This window comes from Pseudomonas sp. P9_35 (genome assembly GCF_034008205.1).
Lineage (GTDB): Bacteria > Pseudomonadota > Gammaproteobacteria > Pseudomonadales > Pseudomonadaceae > Aquipseudomonas > Aquipseudomonas kilonensis.
In genome coordinates this window covers 4,294,462-4,309,197 of the sequence record NZ_CP125373.1, presented here as the reverse complement: position 1 = coordinate 4,309,197, position 14,736 = coordinate 4,294,462, and the positions used below count along the sequence as shown (strand labels likewise).

Annotated in this window: 11 protein-coding genes and 1 pseudogene; 8 read left to right on the top strand and 4 right to left on the bottom strand. The window is 58.1% G+C overall.

The window, feature by feature from the left end:
• Positions 1–3: 3 nt before the first annotated feature.
• From QMK47_RS18830 to QMK47_RS18820, 3 genes are all read right to left on the bottom strand, one after another.
• Positions 4–2,412, bottom strand: coding sequence for a phospholipid carrier-dependent glycosyltransferase (locus tag QMK47_RS18830; RefSeq protein WP_320389062.1), 2,409 nt, complete (start codon positions 2,410–2,412; stop codon positions 4–6).
• A gap of 234 nt (positions 2,413–2,646) precedes the next feature.
• Positions 2,647–5,094 (bottom strand): glycosyltransferase, encoded by a 2,448-nt coding sequence (locus tag QMK47_RS18825; protein ID WP_320389060.1) that lies wholly within the window; start codon positions 5,092–5,094, stop codon positions 2,647–2,649.
• Between the two features lie 147 nt (positions 5,095–5,241).
• A complete protein-coding gene (locus QMK47_RS18820; protein WP_253476289.1) occupies positions 5,242–6,060 on the bottom strand; it encodes an ABC transporter permease in 819 nt (272 codons plus the stop codon).
• Between the two features lie 183 nt (positions 6,061–6,243).
• Here QMK47_RS18820 and QMK47_RS18815 point away from each other — a divergent pair.
• The 8 genes and pseudogenes from QMK47_RS18815 to QMK47_RS18780 all read left to right on the top strand — a co-directional run.
• Positions 6,244–7,467 (top strand): annotated as a pseudogene (locus QMK47_RS18815) (ABC transporter ATP-binding protein); the annotation flags it as partial.
• Complete coding sequence (locus QMK47_RS18810) at positions 7,447–8,967, top strand: polysaccharide pyruvyl transferase family protein (RefSeq protein ID WP_320390538.1); 1,521 nt, start codon at positions 7,447–7,449, stop codon at positions 8,965–8,967. The pseudogene QMK47_RS18815 and the gene QMK47_RS18810, both read left to right, overlap by 21 nt.
• Entirely contained in the window at positions 8,961–9,647 is a 687-nt protein-coding gene (locus tag QMK47_RS18805) for a 2OG-Fe(II) oxygenase (protein WP_258688780.1), read from the top strand. Before QMK47_RS18810 ends, QMK47_RS18805 begins: the two co-directional genes overlap by 7 nt.
• Positions 9,640–11,802 carry a glycosyltransferase gene (locus tag QMK47_RS18800; RefSeq protein WP_320389059.1) on the top strand — a complete coding sequence of 721 codons (2,163 nt, stop codon included), beginning with the start codon at positions 9,640–9,642 and terminating at the stop codon, positions 11,800–11,802. Before QMK47_RS18805 ends, QMK47_RS18800 begins: the two co-directional genes overlap by 8 nt.
• A gap of 60 nt (positions 11,803–11,862) precedes the next feature.
• Positions 11,863–13,010, top strand: a protein-coding gene (locus QMK47_RS18795) for an IS3 family transposase (protein ID WP_253470795.1) whose coding sequence is annotated in 2 segments (ribosomal slippage) — positions 11,863–12,118 and positions 12,118–13,010 — 1,149 coding nt in all. Because the reading frame shifts where the segments join, the coding sequence is not laid out codon by codon here.
• A gap of 28 nt (positions 13,011–13,038) precedes the next feature.
• The gene (locus QMK47_RS18790) at positions 13,039–13,206 is read left to right on the top strand and encodes a hypothetical protein (protein WP_320389058.1); all 168 of its coding nucleotides are present in this window, start codon (positions 13,039–13,041) and stop codon (positions 13,204–13,206) included.
• The gene (locus QMK47_RS18785; protein ID WP_320412945.1) at positions 13,203–13,607 is read left to right on the top strand and encodes an IS3 family transposase; all 405 of its coding nucleotides are present in this window, start codon (positions 13,203–13,205) and stop codon (positions 13,605–13,607) included. The genes QMK47_RS18790 and QMK47_RS18785 overlap by 4 nt, the downstream gene beginning before the upstream one ends.
• Complete coding sequence (locus QMK47_RS18780; protein ID WP_320412944.1) at positions 13,607–14,050, top strand: IS3 family transposase; 444 nt, start codon at positions 13,607–13,609, stop codon at positions 14,048–14,050. The genes QMK47_RS18785 and QMK47_RS18780 overlap by 1 nt, the downstream gene beginning before the upstream one ends.
• Before the next feature lie 354 nt (positions 14,051–14,404).
• Here the strand turns inward: QMK47_RS18780 and QMK47_RS18775 are convergent, their stop codons facing one another.
• The gene (locus QMK47_RS18775; protein ID WP_214510703.1) at positions 14,405–14,545 is read right to left on the bottom strand and encodes a hypothetical protein; all 141 of its coding nucleotides are present in this window, start codon (positions 14,543–14,545) and stop codon (positions 14,405–14,407) included.
• Between the last annotated feature and the right edge of the window lie 191 nt (positions 14,546–14,736).

The window sequence follows — 14,736 nt, the reverse complement described above, 5'->3', positions numbered from 1 at the left end:
CAACTATTGCCTGAATGAAAGTGACTTGAACTCCAGGGGAGTGTCGGTATGCCCGGATGCGTAAATGATCACGGACGTGGCATTGGCAGGGGCTACGACGTTCATCTCATGGGTCTCCCATTGCGTGGTGCAGTCAAACGTCTCGATGCTGGTGGTAATGAAGTCGCCTTGTTCGTCCATCCAATTGGCCTGGATTCTTCCGGCCGTGGCTGTCGTTGCGCAGCGTGCCGACACGCTGTTGATGTAGGTCAGCCCCGGCGTCACGTCGACACGCTGGGTTGCCGGTGTCTTGACACTGACGGTCAGGATCTTGCGCGCCGCGTCATAGGTCGAGGGTGACGTCAGGCTCCAGCCCTCGAGGCTGGACAGCCCTGGGTTGAGCAGGTGTTCGTAGCGCGTGTCATTGAGTTTGCGCAGTTCCATGTCACCCAGTCTGGCATACGACGTGGACACCGTGAGCAGCCGATCGAGTGGCGCCTGGGGCAGGGACTTGAGGTCGATCACCAGCCAGCTTACCTGGCGCCGGCGCAAGCGCTGGGCAAGTTCTGATGGCGAGGCCGCCGAATCGAATTCGCTTTTCCATTTCAGGTTGTACCACGACGCGTAGAGGGCATCGCCATGCAAACCCGCCATCAAGGGCGACGCAAAGACCGCCACGGGCTGATGCCCGGTATTCAAGGCGTTGACGGTGTCGACCATTTTCCGGATGGGCAGGCGTTCCAATAGATAGGCATCCCGACCTGCCGTGCTCAACAGTGCAGAGGGTTTGATTTCGCCATAGTAAGTCGCGGCCTGGATGAAACGGGTATTGGTCAGGATCAACACGGCACCGGCCACGATGGCGAGGCTGCGCGGGAAGATCCTGGCGTCGGAAAAGGGCAGGGCCAGGATCACTGAGAACAGCGCGAAGGAGGGGAACACATAACGCAGGTAGGCCGTTGAGTGGAACGTCATGAACATCGCGCCGGCGCCGACCAGGAGGATGCACAGGGCTTTTTTGTTGCCGCTCAACAGCACGGCGACGGCAGCCGTGGGCAGCAGCAGCCATTGAAAGCCCGCCGCGCCAACCCGCCCTTCGATGAACTGAGGCGATTTGAAGACCATTCGATAGAGGGTGTCCCAGGTCACCCCGGTACCGAAAGTGGCCGGTGGTTCGAAATTGATGTTCGGCCAGAGCGGCGAATGGAAAATGGCATTGAAAAACGGGAACACGGGGTTGCCGGTCAAGTACCCGGCAGAGACGTAAGGGGTCGCACCGGCCAGTATCAGGGCGACACAGCCCAGCAGGAGCGTCTTGACGATCCCTTGGACGGCCCAGGCCTTGTAGTGCAGCAAGAGGATCACCAGCAGGACCGGCAGGACGCTCAGGGTCACGGCCTTGGTCGCCATGGCGAAGCCCAGCAGGAGGCCCGCCAGGAGCAATTGCGACAGGCGCTCCCTGGGCTCCGGCGTAGAGCTTGAGACCTTCAGGATCGCCAGCGTCCCGGCCATCATGAAGGCGGTCCACGCCGATTCGATGTGCAGGCTGCTGCTTTCGGCGAAGGCGAGGGGCGTTGACAGAAAGATCAGGCTGGCCCAGCGGGCGCTTGTGGCGGAGCCTCCGGCCCAGAGGGTCATGTTGCGAATCTGCCACGCCAGCAGCAGGGTGAACGCGCTGTTGCTCAGGCGCGAGGCGGTTTCACCGGCCAGCATATAGACAATGCTGTAGATCCAGTCGGCCAGCATGGGCATGACCGCCCACACATAGGTGTTCGCATCGAACTTCCATTGATGCTGTTGGGCCAGGTGTGACGGGACAAAGAGGTGCATGGCCAACGCGTCATGCCCGACCTCCGGCATGAAGGCGACCAACACATAGAGGCAGGCGAAGCTGCCGATCAGCACGTCGAGCCCCGTCTGGAGGGGTGTTTGCGCTGAGCGGCTGGCCCGGATCTGCCGCAACAGTTCACGGCCTATCGAGGTGACGTGTCTACGCCCCAATACAAGCGGCAACAACAGCAGCGCGCCATACAGCCAGGGGTAGTTGATCGGCAAGTAGGCCGCCAGGCCTGTCAGTGTGCCGAACGTACCGGCTCCCACCAGCAGGTGGACGCTCCAGTCGGCCAAGGTTTCTTGCCTGAGCATCCACCTGCCGAGTACGGTCGAAGACAGTGCGAACGCCGCGACGACCATCACCGGCCAAATCTGTGCGCAGGCAATGGACAGGCACGCCAGCAAACCCAGGCAAAGAATGATCGGTGGCTTGCGAGTGAAGACGGTGAGGGCGGCCAGGCTTGCCAGTGACAGCAATATCGTCCGGGTGCCGCTGTTCATGGACGCCAGTTCAAGCGTCGAAAAACCGTATACGCCGACCACCGAACTCGCCAGTAAAACCAACAACACCACTGCGTATTTCAGGCTGAATCTGGGCAAAATATCGTCTCGGCTAAAGGGGCAATGCTGTCCATTGAGGCAAACCAGGATCCGTGGCGAGGGAGCTTGCTCCCGCTGGGCTGCACAGCAGCCCCCAAAAAGGCAGGATGCGACCAACCTGACACGCTGCGGAGGCTGGGTTCGGGGCCGCTTCGCAGCCCAGCGGGAGCAAGCTCCCTCGCCACGGATTCATCAGCTCCCTTGAATAAATGGCATTGCATGCAAAGGGGCTGCTTATACATCTCGGTACGTGTGCGGGACCCAGGATCCCCACTTGCTCTCGTAGATCGCCCGGTTCTTTTCGAAAAGCGCCTGTTTTTTCTTGGCACCCAAGGCGTCGAACGAGGCGGACAGGTGGTGGTGAACGAAGACGTCTTCGGCACAGGCCGCGCGCATGCCACGACGCTGCACGCGACGGCAGTAATCGTCATCCTCGAAGAACCCCAGGCCATACTCTTCGCACAGGCCACCGATTTGCTCGTAGGTCGAACGCGGGAACATCACGCAGAAAAACGCCAGGGTGTTGATTTCGAACCACTCACCCATGCGAGCGCGGGTCATTTGCGCGGCTTCGGCGGGCATGTCATCCAGCCGGTCATAGCGGGTGCTGACTTTGGCCTCGTTGCCGATGTTGTTGGTGATCGGGCCGATGATGCCGATTTCCTTGTTGTCCTGCAGATGACGGATCAAGCCTTTGATCCAGCCAGCGGTGACGACCGTGTCGTTGTTCAGGATGACCAGATAGTCGCCACTGGCTGCCGCGAGGCCCAGGTTGTTGCCGGCGGAAAATCCCTTGTTGTCCGGGTTGAGGATGACGATCCGGTCTGGGTGTCCCTTGGCCCAGGCGGTGAGGTAGGCCGGGGTCTGGTCGCTGGAGTGGTTATCGACAACGATGATTTCAAGGTTCGGGTATTGGCTCTGGGTCAACAGGCTGTCGAGGCAGGCCTTGGTCAGTTCGAGGTTGTTGTAGGTCAACACCACCACGCTGACTTTGGGCAGGGGCAATGTCGCAATGGCCTCGCGCAGGCTGGCGGCCCGATGCTGCCAGGTCTGGCCCCGGGCGAACGATTGACGGGCCTCCAGCGTGGCGCTGGCCTCTGGCAGTGCGCCCAGGACACCGCGTAGGGTAGAGATGAACTCCGTCGGCTCTTCAACTGCCCAGACCAATTTGCCAAACTGGTTCAACTCCGGCAGTTTCACCGACACCACCGGTTTCCCCGCGCTCAGGTATTCATAGACCTTGACCGGGTTGGTGGCGAGGGTCAACGGCATGACCTTGAACGGAAGCAGGCAAACGTCCATGGCGTGGAGGTAGTAAGGCAGGGAGGTATACGGGACTTCGCCTTCCAGGACCACATTCGGGCAGGCCTTGAAGTATTTTTTCGCCTGGACGGTATCGCTGCCGATCAACAGTATCAGGTGCTGTGGGAAGGATTGGGCGACCCGCTTGACCAGGTCCAGGTCGAACCATTCGGCAATGACGCCATAGTAACCGATGATCTTTCTGTTGGTGGGGGCCCGGTAGACCTTGTCGGGACGTCGGCTGAAGAAACTGAACTCGCAGGCGTTGCGGATCACCTCGACGTTGCGGTTTTCCCGCTTGCCGTGTTGTTCGATCCAGTCGGATGTCGCCACCAGCAGATCGGCCCTGCGCATCAGGGCGATTTCCAGGTCGAGCAACTCCTGGGCAACGTTGCCAAAGCCTTCGTGGTGATCCATGCAGTCATAGACCAGCGTGGCGTTGGGGACACGCCTTGCCAGCGGGAACCAGTAGGCGTGTTGGACAATGCAATCCACGGCATCGACGTTCGCCGATTGCAGGAGCATGGCCAGGCCTTCGCACAACTGGCGAATGGCGGCTGCTGACGGCGGGGCATGATAAATGGCCGGTGCACCGAGCACCTTGAAACGGATCTGGAACAGCCGGTTGGAGCCCTCCAAGGGCTCTGCTTCGAAGCCGGGGGCATCGTCGTCGATGAAGTCGTTCGAGATATAAAAGGTCGTTTGTCCGGCCCGGGCCAACTCCTTGGCAAGGTTTTGTGGGCGTTGGATGCGAAAGTGCCAGTCGATCACGCCGAACATCAGGATCATGGGCTGCCCGAGGCTAGACGGTACTGCAAGGTTTACGGGCGGTGGCAGAGGTTGCAGGGCAAAACCAGCGTCTGCCGATGATTCGCCTGGTGTTGCCTTGCCGGGTTTCAACCAGCTTCGAAGTCGACGTGCCAGTTTGCTTTTCTGCTGTGCGGTGAGTGGCAACCAGGCGTAGACCCGGCGCGATAATTTATACAACTGCTTGCGTATCGAATAACGCAGCGGTGCGCGTTCGATGGCGTTGCCCCAATCAGAAATCTTGAACAGCTCGGCCTGCTTGGCCGCCAGTTGCGCACGTAGATCCACCGCCCAATCGGAAAGCACGACAGCCTCGCTTTCCTTTGTCTGGATTAACGCCTCGGCGTCCTTGAGGCGCTGTTCGGCCACCCGCAATTGCTCGCGCAGCCGCCCGGTCTTGCCTTCTTGAAGCGACAGACGGGTGCGAAGCGCTTTTGAATCAAGGTTCAGTTGTTTGATAAGCCGATCTCGATTCTCGATTTCCTTGACCAGTTGCAAGGCTTCAATGGATCTGGATTGTGTTGAGCGAGTCAATTTGTCAATGCAATCAACAAGACGGTTGATCTGGTCCATGCGGTTTTCTGGTCCTTTATTTAATACGGCAACGCATACTCGGTCTTGCAGGATCGACGTTGGCTTCAATCAACAGACAGGCCCAGGCTCCAGCCGTGCCATCAATCATCATAGCGGCTGCTGGACGGGGCGCCACGCATACAAACGTCATATGACGTCGGCAAAGCCTTTGCGGGTCCTCTGGAACCAGGCGAACCCTGAGCAGGCAATCAGCACGGAAATCGCCGAATAAGCGGCCAGGTGCTCCCATTGCGGCGTCTTGCCCCAGAACAGGACATCGCGAACCATTTCCACCGGCAGCGTCAGGGGGTTTGCCTGCAAGATGGCCTGGTAGCTTTGGGGCAGTGTCGAAAGTGGATAGAAAATCGGTGAGAGGAACAGCATCGCCGTGATGATAATGCCGATGAACTGGCCTATATCGCGCAGGTAGACGCTTATCGAGGCGAGAAACCAGGAGATTCCCAGCGTCAGCAGCACCAACGGGAACAGCACCACCGGCAGCAGAAGAGCCGTTACCGGAGGGGTACCGAACAGGACGATATAGAAGACCAGCCAGGCGAGGACGCTGACACCCATGTGGAACAGCGCTGCGCCGAGCGACACCAGGGGCAGGGTTTCCAGTGGGAACACAATTTTCTTGACGTAGTTGGTATTGGCCAGCACCAGGCCCGGCGCTCGGTTCACGCATTCGGAAAACAGGTTGAACACCAGCAGGCCGGCGAACAGCACCAGGGCGAATTCGCTCTTGGATTCACCGCCGCCAGACCAGCGGGCCTTGAACACGACGCTGAACACGAACGTGTAGACCACCAGCATGAAAACCGGCGTGAAGAACGACCATAGAATTCCGAGCATCGAGCCTTTGTAGCGGCCGATGACTTCTCTGCGGATCAACACGTAGATCAATATTCGATTGATCAGGACACTCTTGACCATGGCGGCAGGGGACGTGCTGAACGACTGCATCGGTGCTTGATCCTAAAGACAATATCGAATGCTCCTTGAGTGCATCCTCATGGAGGGTAGGTCTAGTGTAGATTCATTCGCAGTTTTTTATCCCATCTGTGCTTAACTCATCCGCAGCCCCCAGCGAAGGACTGATTCAGTAACGCCGCAATAATGGCCGTGATTCATGGAAGGGTTTTACCGATGTCGTTTGAAGTGGCCATCTGCGCCGAAAACCTGAGCAAGTGTTATCAGATTTACGATGCCCCCAAGGACCGCCTGTTGCAGATGCTGGTACGCGGCAGGAAGCGTTTCTATCGCGAGTTCTGGGCGCTGGACGATGTTTCCCTGACCATCGCAAGGGGGGAGACCGTCGGTATCATCGGCCGTAATGGCAGTGGTAAATCCACCCTGTTGCAACTGATCTGCGGAACGTTGATGCCAACCCGGGGCAGTGTCCAGGGGCATGGCCGGATTGCCGCGTTGCTTGAGCTGGGGTCCGGTTTCAATCCGGAGTTCACCGGTCGGGAAAACGTCTATGTGAATGCGGCGGTGCTGGGCTTGAGTCGCGCGGAAATCGACGCCCGCTTCGAAGATATCCTCGCCTTTGCCAATATCGGCGACTTTATCGACCAGCCCACCAAAATCTATTCCAGCGGGATGCTGGTACGGCTGGCCTTCGCCGTTTCGGTCTGTGTCGAGCCCGAGATCCTGATCGTCGATGAAGCCCTGTCCGTCGGCGATGCATCCTTTCAATTCAAATGCCTGAATCGGCTGGAAGAACTGGCGGCCAAAGGCACGACCCTGCTGTTCGTCTCCCATGACATGAGCATGGTCAAGCGCTTCTGCCACCGGGTCATCTACCTGCGCGCAGGCCGGGTCGTTGCCAGTGGTTCGCCCGATGAAATGGCCGAGCTGCATTTGCTCGACATGCGCGACGAGCAACGCCGCTGGGCCAGTGGCGGAGTCATACCGGTTACGCGCAAGTCATTCATGGGCGGGCAGGAGGGGATGGCCTTCGGGACCGAAGAGGGGCACATCAGCGCTGCCTGCTTCACCAATACCCAGCAGCTCTCCTCCAGTTACCTGTATGGCGACGACATCGAGATTCGCGTCGAGGCGTTGCTGCATGAGTCGATCACGCAACCCAACCTCAGCTTCACCATCCAGGAAGCCAGGTTGCTGGTGATCGGCGGGGGCAACTTCGCACTGCAACCAGGCCCGGCCGAGAATGGCTGGCGGCGTGCAGCGATCACGGTGCGCTTCCCGGCCAACCTCGCCGAGGGGCGCTATCATGTCACGCTCAAGCTGTTGCACGGCGCGACGGAAGACACCTCGCAACTGATCGAGAAACAGGTGGCGCCCTTGGCGTTCGACATGTTGCCGAACCACAAGAGTTTCCTGGGCATGGTTGACCTGGGATTGCAGAGGATCGACCCTCGACCAGTCGAGTCGCTTGCCAAGGCCTGCGGGACTCAAGGAGAGAAGGTTTTGACGCAACACCTGGACGAGCGCACGTGGCAGGTCGCAATATTCGGCACCTTTGATGTAGAAAACTACGGTGACCTGCTGTTTCCGATCATCGCCGAGGCGGAGTTGGCCCGGCGCTTGGGTTCAGTCAACCTGCATCGGTTTTCCTATCACGGGAAAACCCGATCGCAATGGCCCTATGCGGTGACGTCGTTGACGCAGTTGCCTCATGTAGCGGCCAGCCTGGATGGCGTTTTGATCGGTGGTGGCTTCCTGATCCGATTCGATAAAGTCGTTGCCCACGGCTATGGTCCGACAACCGCCAATATCCATCACCCTACCGGTTATTGGCTGACCCCTGCGCTCATCGCGCAGCAGCACGGGGTTCCGGTCATGTGGAATGCCCCCGGGATGCATTGCAACAGTATTCCCGACTGGGCCAGGCCGTTGTTGACGATGGCTCTTGAGCAGAGCCAGTACGTGCGCGTCCGTGATGCACTGTCGCGCGATGCCCTCGGCGCGCTCACCCGGCAGGTCGAGATTGAAGTGCTGCCCGATACCGCGTTCGGCTTGCCCCGCCTGATCGATGAGCAGCAGCCCTCCGCTGAGTTCATTCGCCTGCGCGAGCACGCCGGGCTGACCGGGCCCTACATCGTGATCCACGCCATTCATGTGGTGGAATCTTTTGTAAAACTGTTCGAAGACCACGCCGAGGCATTCCAGGGCTATCAGTTCCTGGTGGTGCCGATTGGCCCTGTCCTGGGTGACGATCCGTCGGTCATTGCGGCGCGCCTGCCCCAGGCAATCACCTTGTCGTTCTGGCCAGAGCCGTTGCTGATGGCGGAAATTCTCAGCCAGGCCCAAGCGGTGATCGGCCATAGCTACCACCTGGCAATCACCGCTCTGGCGTTTGGCGTCCCGGTGTTCTGCTCGGCGGATCTGACGACGGGCAAGTACACGGCGCTGGCGGAGTTCGATTCACTCCATGCGTTGCCGGACGCGGCGACGGTCGATCCGCAATGGTTTCTAGCGCGGGTGGGCAAGACCCATCCATCGCCCGCGGCGCGTGCGGCGGCGGATCGGTTGGTCGAGCATTGGGACCGTGTCGCTGCGATCATTCGCCAGGGCAAAACCTCGTCCCAGCCGGTGTTGGGTGCATTTCTACAACATCTACCCAACCTGCTCGAAGCCGCGGCCGAGGGGCGTGATCAAATGTCGGCTGAATGTCCGGCAAGCCCCGCCATGCCGGAGCCTGAGGTCATCGAACCGACGCCGGAGCCGGCAGTACAAGCGCTTGCCCAGCAGCAACAGATCGCCCAGCTCAGTCAGCAACTGGCCCTCAGTGACGCCAGGATGCTTGAGTTGCAGAACTCCAATTCATTCCGAATGACCGCACCACTGCGTTCCATCGCCCGTGGTATCAGAAACCTGACAGCGAACAAGAACAGACAATGCTAGATCTCTCTCGTCTCACGCCAGCGGCGCTAAAGTCTCACCCGTTCTCATGGGCTGAAATTGGCAGTCTGTATTCGACCGAGGATGCCGCCGCGTTGGCGGCGTCCTTCCCTCATGATCACTTCAAGACGGTGAGTGGTTATGGTGGCGAAAAAAACTATGACTATGAGGCCCGCGCCCTGGTAGGCATGGGCACCCATACCATCGCTTTCCCCGAAGAACTGAGCGAGGCATGGTTGAGGCTGGCGCAGGACCTTGGCTCGGCCGGCTATCGAGAGGCCATGTCGGAGCTGACCGGGATTGATCTGCGCAGCGTGCCGATGGAGGTCAACGTTTTTCATTACGGTCCTGGCGCGAGCCTGGGAGCCCATCCGGACCTGCCCGATAAACTGGTCACCCATATCCTGTATTTCAATGAGTCCTGGGACCGCAACGACGGCGGGTGCCTGAACATCCTGCACCGCAACGATCCCACTGCCGTGGCGGCCGAGATCGAGCCCCTGGTGGGCAACTCGGCGATCCTGGTGCGTTCGGATAACTCCTGGCATGCGGTCACGCCCGTGGTGAGCGGCTGCCATTCCTCCCGCCGCAGCCTGACGGCAACGTTCTACCGACCGGGGTCCCTCAGTTCCATGTGGCCGCCGGGCGACAGCACTCCACTGCATGGATACCCACGTGCTTAAGCTCGACAGCACCTTGATCGACCGCGACGCCGCCTTGGCTCAAAGAGATGCGGCCATCAATGAGCGCGATATTGCCTTGGCAAAAGTCGACTTCCTGCAAAACACCCGTTCGTGGCGTTTCACCCGACCACTGCGCTCGCTTTTCCGGTTGATGCGTTATGGTTTTAGCGCCATGCAGGAATTCCCCGAGACGGCCGCTGCAATCGTCTACCCGGCCGCACCGCAGCCGTTGCCCAACCCTGACGTGGACCCGGATTTTGCCACGAAAGGGCGCCTGGATATTCTCTGCTTCGCCAACATTGAGTGGGCTGCACGCTTCCAGCGCCCGCAGCAGTTGATGAACCAGTTTGCGAGCAATGGTTACCGGGTGTTTTATATCGTCCCCTCCAGCGTGCCGGAACAGGGACAGCTCTATCGGTTGACCTCAGTGGCGCCCAATGTTTTTGAAGTGGCGCTGCAGCGTGATGTGCAAGAAGCGTATTACGAAAAAGTAGTGACGCCTGAGAATCATCAGGCTTTGCTGCTCGCGATGGCCGCACTGGTCGCCGATATGCAGATAAGAACCGCCCTCGCGGTGGTGCATATTGCCTACTGGAGCCCCGTGGCACGCAGCCTGCGCGCCATGCATGGCTGGCGTATTCTTTATGACTGCATGGATGACTGGGATGGTTTCCCGAACATCGGCGAACAGCTGCTGAGCGAGGAAAAGACCCTGATTGCCCAGGCCGACCTGGTGACCGTTTCCGCCGCGTTGCTTTACCAAAAGTGGTGCACCCATAACCCACGTTGCGTACTGGTGCGAAACGCGGTGGATTTCGCTTTTTTTCGGCAGCACTGCTTTACCAATGATGTGCTGGGCGGGCTTGCCGGGCCTGTCATTGGCTACTACGGCGCCCTGGCGCAATGGCTCGATTATCCTTTGCTGGCAGCGTTGGCGGACAGGCGGCCAGAGTGGAACTTCATCCTGGTGGGGGATATTTTTGTCGACGATCTGGCGGGCCTTGAGCACAAGCCCAATGTCCAGTTGTTGGGCAGGAAGCCTTACTCGCAAATGCCGCTTTACCTGGATCATTTCGATGCCTGCCTGATTCCTTTCAGGCTCTACAACGTGACGCACGCGGTCGATCCGGTGAAGTTCTACGAGTACATCAGTGCAGGCAAACCGGTGATTTCCACGCCTTTGGCGGAGATGAGCATTTACAAAGACCTGTTGTACTTCGCAACCGGAGTCGATGAGTTCATCGAGCAGATCGAGGGTGCCTTGGCCGAGCGCGACCTGGCCCTGTACAAACGACGCGTAGAACTTGCCCGGGCCAATGATTGGAAAGATCGATTCGATAGCATGCAACTGGCTATCGTCGGGCTGTATGAAAAAGTCTCCATCGTGCTCGTGACGTACAACAACCTCAATCTGACGATTCAATGTGTAAACAGCATTCTGCGCAATACCACCTGGCCCAATTACCAGCTCATTGTCGTCGACAACGGCTCGGAGGATGGTACGGGCGATTATCTCGAGCGCCTGCGCCAGGAAGTGCCGACCGCGAAGGTCATCCTCAACCCAGACAACCGAGGCTTCGCTGCGGCCAATAACCAGGGCTTGCGAGAAGCCGACGGTGACATCCTGCTGTTGCTCAATAACGACACGGTAGTGCCTGACGGCTGGCTGGATCCGCTGGTCAGGCATTTGAGCGACCCGAGTATCGGCTTGATCGGACCGGTCACGAATGCGGTAGGAAACGAAGCGAAAATCGAAGTTTCCTACACCGACATTCAACAGATGCAAGATTTTGCAGACCGCTACACCGAAGCCCACAAGGGGCAGTCGTTCGACATCTCGATGCTCGCCATGTTCTGTGTCGCCTTTCGCCGAGGCATTCTCGAAGAGGTGGGGTATCTGGATGAAGCATTCGGTATCGGAATGTTCGAGGACGACGACTACAGCCGTCGCGTGCAGGCGGCCGGCTACCGGACGGTCTGCGCCGAAGACGCGTTTATCCATCATTACGGGCAGGCATCGTTCAGGAAGCTGATCGCCAGTGGTGAGTACCAGGCCCTCTGGGACAAAAACCAGGCGTACTTCGAAAGCAAATGGGGCGCTTGGCAAGCCCACGTTCATCGCGACGAGCCTGGGGTGGAAACGGGGGACAAGTGAGCTGGTCTAATAGTCCCGGACACCTCAATAGGTGAAACTACACCTATTGAGGAGTATTCCATGACCAAGAAGTACAGAAAATTCGACGCCGCTTTCAAGCTAAGAGTCTGCAAGATGATTGTTGACCAGGGCCTGAGCGTGAACTCCGTTTGTACCGATTTAGACTTGAGTGACACGGCCGTGCGCCGCTGGGTCCAGCAGTACCAAGCCGAGCAGTTAGGTGGTACAGGGATTGGCAAACCGTTAACCAGCGAGCAACAGCGTATTCGTCAGCTTGAGCAGCAGATCCGCGAGCTGAAGACGGACAACGACATATTAAAAAAAGCTACGGCCTTCTTTGCCCGCGAATTGAAGTGATCCACCAATTGGTTCACCAAATGCAATGCAAGGCCTACCCGCTAATACGTATCTGCCGGGTTTTGCGGATCAGCCGTTCGGGGTTCTATGAAGCTCGTCAGCGGTCTTTTAAGCCAAAAGCTGTCTGTCCGATTGCAGCTCGGGTCAAAGCTACGTTCATGACCAATGAGCACTGTTATGGCAGTCGTCGGGTGATGAAAGCGCTGCGTAGCGATGGCGTATCCATTGGGCGGCACAAGGTCCGTCGGCTGATGAAACAACAGGATTTACGCCCGATCTGGAAGCGCAAGTTCGTTCATACCACCGACAGTAATCATAATTTCCCGGTAGCTGAGAACCTGCTCAACCGCCAGTTCAACCCCGAGCAGATCAACCAATCATGGGTTGCTGACATCACTTATATTCGCACCCGAAGCGGCTGGCTGTACTTGGCGGCTGTCATGGATTTGTATTCACGCAAGATCGTGGGCTGGGCCATGGCACCGCATATGCGCGCAGAGTTGGTGTGCGGCGCTATGCAACTGGCCATCACACAGAGACAGCCTGAACCGGGTCTGATCGCGCACTCAGATCGGGGCAGCCAGTATGCAGGCGTTACTTACCAAACCTTGCTGACACGACATGGCTTGCGCTGCAGCATGAGCCGCAAGGGCAACTGCTGGGACAACGCAGTCATGGAGCGTTTCTTCTTGAACCTGAAGATGGAGCGCGTTTGGAGGAAGGACTATGCCAACCATGATGAAGCAATCAAGGACGTCACGGATTACATTGTGCGGTTCTACAATGAACGACGAATGCATTCATCGTTAGACTATTTGCCGCCCAATCAGTACGAGCGGCAAACAGCCTGAAAACACCGATTGAGGTGTCCGGAAAAAGTTGACCACCTCACAAAAAGGTCAGCCAGTTCAAGGCACCAAGGCCATTACTGAGGATCAACGGCAGATTCAGGATCTGAAAGCCAAGATCAAACGCATGGAAATGGAAGCCGAAATCTTAAAAAAGGCTACCGCTCTCTTGATGTCGGATCCCGATCGTTTTCGATGATCGCGGAGCTAAGAGAGTCATTCCCGACCGCCATCCTGTGTCGCGTTTTCGATGTGAAGCGCAGCAGCTTTTACGAGTGGCTACAGCGGCTCTCGCGGCCTAAGATCGAGCGCGAAGAACTCAAGGGGAAGGTGGTTGAACTACACAGCGAAAGCCGGGAAGCCATGGGGTCCAGAACGATCAGCAAGCATCTGAAGGCCCAAAACATAGCGGTCGGCAGAAGCCTTGTTAGAACACTGATGAGGGAAGCCAACATTGTCAGTAAACAACGCCAGCCTCACCCATTCAGGTCCAAAGGAGTTGAAGCATTTGTCGCACCCAATCTGCTCAAGCGTAATTTCAAGCCGACCGTGGTCAATCAGGTCTGGTGTGCGTCTGGTGTGGCGACGTTACAAGCTTGATGGTGGGTAAACGCTGGGTTCATCTGGCCATCGTGATCGACTTGTTTGCTCGCCGGGTCATTGGTTGGGCATTTTCGCTGATCAATGACGCCAACCTGGTCAGCAAGGCGTTACGCATGGCGATAGAGCTTCGAACATGCCCACCTGGATTGATGTTTCATTCGGATCAGGGCTGTCAGTACACCAGCCGCAAGTTTCAAGAAGAGTTGATGCGCAATGGCATTTTGCAAAGCATGAGTCATCGCGGGCAGTGCTGGGACAATGCTCCAACAGAACGTTTTTTCGGCACCCTGAAGTCAGAATGGGTCCCTCGCAACGGTTACAGCACGAGCGAGGAAGCACAAACCGATATGGTGCGCTTCTTCATGTACTACAACCGCACCAGGCTCCACAGCTACAACGACTACCTATCGCCAATAGCCATGGAGCAAAAAGCAGCATAAACACCGTAACTGGTGTCCGGATTTACTTGACCAGTTCAAGCTCGCTCCCACATGGATTTTCGGCAGCCACAAAATGCATATACGCCGCAGAACCCTGTGGGAGCGAGCTTGCTCGCGATGAGGCCGGCACATCCAACATCACCAAAAACTGACGCACCGCCATCGCGAGCAAGCTCGCTCCCACATGGATTTTCGGCAGCCACAAAATGCATACACGCCGCAGAACCCTGTGGGAGCGAGCTTGCTCGCGATGACGTCGACACATCCAACATCACCAAAAACTGACGCACCGCCATCGCGAGCAAGCTCGCTCCCACAGGAGAAACTCGGTCCCACCAAGAGCCAGGTCGGCTACTAGGCCGCCTCGGCGTGGACGTTGATCTCGGGCGCCCCGTTAACCACGCTGGCCGAACGCAGGTATTGCGTAGTGGGCACCTCGGCATGGATGCCGAGGTAGCCGCGCTGGGCCATGGATGGCCCTTCGCGGCGGCCCACGGAGCAATGCCGGAGTGAGGGCACACCGAGCCTAAGCGAGGTGCCGAGTGGTGGGGCAAAAGCGTTTTGCTTACTTTTGACTGGGCCGGCTTCCGGGCTTTTCAAAAGTGAGCCGCCGTAAGGGCGGAACCCTAAGCCGCCGTTACCGCAGCAACGGATATCCCCCGCCCCAGAGAAGCACCATCCGCCTA